Here is a 5,360-nt window from a genome sequence, read left to right as displayed (position 1 = left end):
GGGCCCCGAATTGCCTTCAGATATCCCGTTTTGCCGCCTGAAAGCCGAATTCGCCAGCCGAAACGGCCGGTTGATTCACTCGAGTTCACAACGCGGCGCGTGAGCGGGAGATCGGGTGCCAGTTCAACCAGGCTGTGGGTCCCTCGCTCACGCGTCGGGTTGTGATCTCAATCAACAAGCCGTGATGCGTTGGGTTACCCAAAAAACAAAAACGCTACTTCAAAAGCAGATTGGGGCGGTCGCGATATCTTAGCGGCTCGATGGCGGGTTGGAATTCCCACTCGCCGGCGGAGTTCTCCTGGTGCGATTGCTTCAAAAAGCAGAAGATGGAAATCTCTGCGACGACTATTCTGTAGCCGACTGTTTTGGGCAGCGATGCTTTGCCTGGCCTCCAAGGGAAAACGATTTGTGAATCGAATCACCATTATCGGAATGCTGCTATTGTTCGGCATTGGATCCACTGCGAGGGCACAGGATGACCGAGCGGTTTTGCAGGCGTTGATGTTTGAGTCGCCGGAGAAACTGGCCGCGGACGCCGTGTCGGGTGGTGACGCGGTGCGAGGAGCGGTGGTGTTCTTCACCCCCTCGATGTCGTGTGCCAATTGTCATGCCGTCAATGATGCGGCGGAGAAGTCGCAGGCCAACGTGGGGCCAAATCTTGCCTCGCCCAATCCAGACTTGTCGAATGCCGGAATTGTCGATGCGATTCTTCATCCGTCCAAAAGCATCGCAAAGGGGTTTGAGACGGTCCAAGTTTTGACCGTCGATGGGAAAGTGCTGACCGGTGTTCTCGTGGCTGAGTCCGATGAGTCGGTCCAGCTGCGCGATCCATCGACTGGCAAAACGATCGAGATCAGCGGGGACGAAATAGAAGCCGTCGCGATGAGCGAATTGTCCGTCATGCCCGAGGGTGTCGCGGAACAAATCGGGAGCCGCCAAGCGTTTTTGGATTTGGTTCGATACCTGATTGAAATTCGCGATGGTGGTGTGGCGCGGGCAGCCGAGTTGCAGCCGAAGGTCATGCCAACGGCCGAGCCATTGCCGGACTACGAATCACACATCGACCACGCTGGCATTCTCGCTTCGTTGGATCAACAAGCGATGAAACGTGGCGAAGCGATCTACAACCGAACATGTGTGAATTGTCACGGCACGGTAGATGCCCGAGGTTCACTGCCGTCGTCGTTGCGATTTGCGTCGTGGAAATTCAAGAATGGATTTGATCCTCACAGCATGTACCAAACCATCACGAAGGGTTTTGGTTTGATGCTGCCGCAGCGAAATCTGGTGCCGCAGCAGAAGTACGATGTGATTCACTACATCCGGCAGACGTACTTGAAGGATCACAACCCGACTCAGTTCGCTCGGGTGGACGAAGAGTACTTGGCGAGTTTGCCCAAGGGCGATACGCGCGGTCCGGAACCATCGCTCATCGAGGCTTGGCGGGAAATGGACTACGGCCCCAACTTGATGGCGACGGTTGAGATCGGCGACGACGCAAGAAACTTTGCTTACAAGGGGCACGCAATTCGTCTTGACCAAGGTCGAGGCGGGATCACGCGAGGTGAGCATCGCGTCGTTTATGAGCACGACACCATGCGAGTGGCGGCTGCTTGGTTGGGCGATGAATTCATCGATTACAACGGCATCAACTTCAACGGTGTCCATCGGAGACACCCGCGCATTGTCGGCGAGGTGGTGTTTGAAAACGCAAACGGTCCTGGATGGGCCAACCCCGAAAACGATTCCTTTGACGAGGTCCGTGAACCGGGACGCGATGGTCGTTTTTATGGACCACTGCCCAAAGACTGGATCGACTACCAGGGGACTTACGTCAGCGGGATGGAAACGATCCTGCACTATCGCGTCGGGGGAATCGATGTTCACGAGCGGCCGACGCTTGAACGACTGGGCGAGAAAGCCATTTTCCAGCGGTCGCTTTCCGTGGATCCCAACGAGCGTCGGTTGACGATGCGGGTGGCTGATCGTGAAGAGGGAGAAGTGTTGCTGGATGAAGATCACGCGTCGGCGGTTTGGTCGAGCCCCGAGGATGGTTCGGAGGCGTTGCTATTCGCCGCCACGGGTGACGTCAGCCAATCGGAGTGGCAATTCGCCGACGGTCAAATCCGACTGGCATTGATGCCAAACGCGAATGCAAGAGACTTCACGGTTCATGCCGTTCGGTGCGAGAGCAAAGCAGAGGCAGAGCAAATCATTGGCGAACTCGTTGAAGGAATCGATCCGGCTGCTCGTTCGGCAAAGGAATGGGCGGCGTCCACGAGCGAGAATGCGAAACGCTGGCCTGAATTTGTCACCACCAAGATCACAACCGCGGACGATGGTGGACCCTTTGCGGTCGATACGATTCAGTACCCGGTGAACAATCCATGGTTCTGCCGGATGCGATTGACCGGTGTCGACTTCTTGGACGATGGTGAATCCGCCGTCCTGAGTGACTGGGACGGGAACGTCTGGAAAGTCACCGGACTGCATCAACCGGAGGTGACCTGGCAACGGATCGCATCGGGTTTGTTTCAACCGCTCGGGATCAAGATTCGCGACGGCGAGATCTTTGTGACTTGTCGCGATCAGATCTGCCGTTTGCATGATTTCAACGGCGACGGCGAAACGGACTACTACGAGAGTTTCAATCACGACCACTTCGTCACCGATCACTTCCACGAATTCGCGATGGGATTGCAATGCGATGACGATGGCAACTTTTACTATGCCAAGTCAGCTTGCCACGCGTTGCCTGCGATTGTTCCTCATCATGGAACGTTGTTGAAGGTTGCTGCCGACGGATCGTCGACCGAGATTCTTGCGAATGGTTTTCGTGCCGCCAACGGCGTTTGCCGTAACGACGATGGAACGTTCTTCGTCACTGACCAAGAAGGGCATTGGAATCCAAAGAACCGCATCAACTGGGTTCGTCCGGGTCGGTTCTATGGCAACATGCTGGGGTATCACGACGTGACCGATCCAAGTGACTCCGCGATGGAGCCGCCGATGTGCTGGATCACCAATTCGTTCGACCGTTCGCCGGCGGAGTTATTGTGGGTGACCAGTGACAAGTGGGGGCCGCTGAAAGATTCGCTGCTGAACATGTCCTACGGCTACGGCAAGTTGTATGTTGCCCCTCATGAAATCATTGGCGATCAGATGCAGGGTGGGATGTGTGAATTGCCGCTGCCTCCATTCCCAACCGGGATCATGCGTGGGCGATTCCATCCTGGCGATGGTGACTTGTACGTGACCGGGATGTATTCGTGGGCGGGAACGCAGCAAGCCGACGGCGGTTTTTATCGGGTTCGCTACACCGGCAAACCGATCCACGTGCCGCTGAGTCTGCAATGTCGCGGAACAACGGTGCGAATTGAATTGAGCGACGAGGTCGACCCGGAGTCGGTCACTCCTGAAAGCTTTTCGATCAGTCGCTGGAACATCAAACGATCGAAGAACTACGGTTCCAAGCACTTTGATACGCAAACGATCGAGGTCGCCTCGGCCCGTTGGGATGCTGAGCAACGTGAGATCGTCCTGGAGCTTCCCGCTCTGAAGCCGACGTGGTGCATGGAGATTCAGATGGATCTGCGAGATGCGGACGGAGTACCGATCCATCGCGTGATCCACAACACGATCCACGAACTGAATTGATCGAGCGGTGACGCGATTGGAATCGATTCGCTCGGATCGCGCAGAGGACGGAACCGCGTGAAACTCGTTTGATCGGTGACTGTTGGCAACGACGGCATTGTCGGCGAATCAAGGAAAGGCCTGGTGGTCGGTTTCGTTGAGTTGTATCGATTATGCGGGCAGTGGTTGGGGTCATTCCGATTTTTCGTGTTGCAAGCGAAATGTCGTCTGCGAGCATTCCGATGATTCGAACGAGTGGTTGTCCGTTTTGGCACTGCCACTGATTGGGAGGCGTCCAGTTCGAATCGCTGATGAGTGTTGTTGCATGTCGAGTCATCCCGGCCACGCCACCACCAAATCGTCCATGTTTGCCACCAATGGGGCTGCAGGTCGCAACCCGTTGTTACTAGGTCTTTGCTTGATTGCAATGGTCCTGGTGAGCGGGGGATTTGTCTCGTCGGTCCTGTCACGCTCCGCCCGGACACCGATCTTCACGTTGACGGGCGTTTATGGTCCCGAGTGGGACGTGAACGCTTGGGTCGCGGAAGATTTGAATTGGATTCGGACGTTGGGGCAAAGCACGTACTCGGTCCAAGCCTTGCCCGGTGCTGGCGAGTTGGCGGGTGGGTTTTGGGATCAGGCCGACGACTCCATTCGAGCGGCGCTCGCTTCCTGTCCGAGTGATCGCCCACTGATCTTTTACGTCAATCTGCACGGCGTTGTGAATGACGACGGGCAAGCGTGTTGGGTGCCACCCAACGGATCCGTTGTGGATGGTTCCACTTGGTTTCCGATCAATGATTTTTTGGATCGAGTCGCCCAGATTCAGTCGCGTGACAACGTTCGGCCGCTGTTGTTGCTGCTTGAATGCGGTCGGCTGCGGTCGCACTGGCCCGCGGGAATTGCCGACAACGAGTTTGATGATCGATTGACCGAGACACTGGCCCGACACGCTCGCAATTACCCGGAGTCCAACGTCACGATCCTATCGTCGACAGCACGTGGGCAGCGCAGTTTCTATTCCCGGCGCGGTGATGGAGACGTCTTCACCCGGTATGTTGCCGAGGGATTGGCGGGGGCTGCGGACGGCTATGGGACAACGAGCCGGGCGGATGGTTTGGTTGACACTGAGGAACTGCATCGTTTCGTTCGCCAGCAGGTTGGCGGATGGTCGCAGCAGCATCGCGGCGTGGCCCAAACACCGACACTGCATCGAACCGCCTCGTCCAATCCGGTCACCGTCGCACGCGCCAGTCGTGGACACTTCGGGGCCTCCTATGTCAAAACGCCTCCTCCGTCCAAGGATGAAACGGATCGATTGAAAGCAGCGATTGATTCAGTCGTCGTTCTCGAGAAACACGATCCAAGTTCGGTCGACGCACACGCTTGGTCACAGATCCAACGCACGATGCACGCGATCACTCAATCGGTTTACGGTGGAGAAGCCGCGAAGGCATCAAGTGCTCGGTGGTACAGTCGGCTTGATCGACAACTGCAGGGACTCCGCCAGGAAATCGCGAATCGGGCGAGTGAGTCGTCTCACTTTGTTGATGTCGAAATGGATCGTGAGGCGGAGCGAGTTTGGTCGACCATCGCAAAGCAACCGACTCGCGAAACCACCGCTGAATTGCTGGCCGATTTGGATGATGACAAAGTCATGCCGGTGCCGATGTTGTACGCGATTTATCAAGCGGGCGAGCATTCACGAAAGGATCCAAGTGCTT

The 5,360-nt window shown here is 56.4% G+C and carries 1 protein-coding gene and 1 pseudogene; both read left to right on the top strand.

The features are described from left to right. Window positions 1–408: 408 nt before the first annotated feature. Window positions 409–3,657: a DUF6797 domain-containing protein gene (locus ACF8AM_RS24565; protein ID WP_392558184.1), complete on the top strand. Its 3,249-nt coding sequence runs from the start codon at window positions 409–411 to the stop codon at window positions 3,655–3,657. A 304-nt stretch (window positions 3,658–3,961) separates the two neighbouring features. Further along, window positions 3,962–5,360, top strand: a pseudogene (locus tag ACF8AM_RS24560) (VWA domain-containing protein); the annotation flags it as partial.

The sequence above is a fragment of the Rhodopirellula sp. JB055 genome, from assembly GCF_043100905.1.
GTDB lineage: Bacteria > Planctomycetota > Planctomycetia > Pirellulales > Pirellulaceae > Rhodopirellula.
The sequence above is the reverse complement of the archived record's forward strand: the minus strand, read 5'-3'. Positions and strand labels throughout refer to the sequence as shown.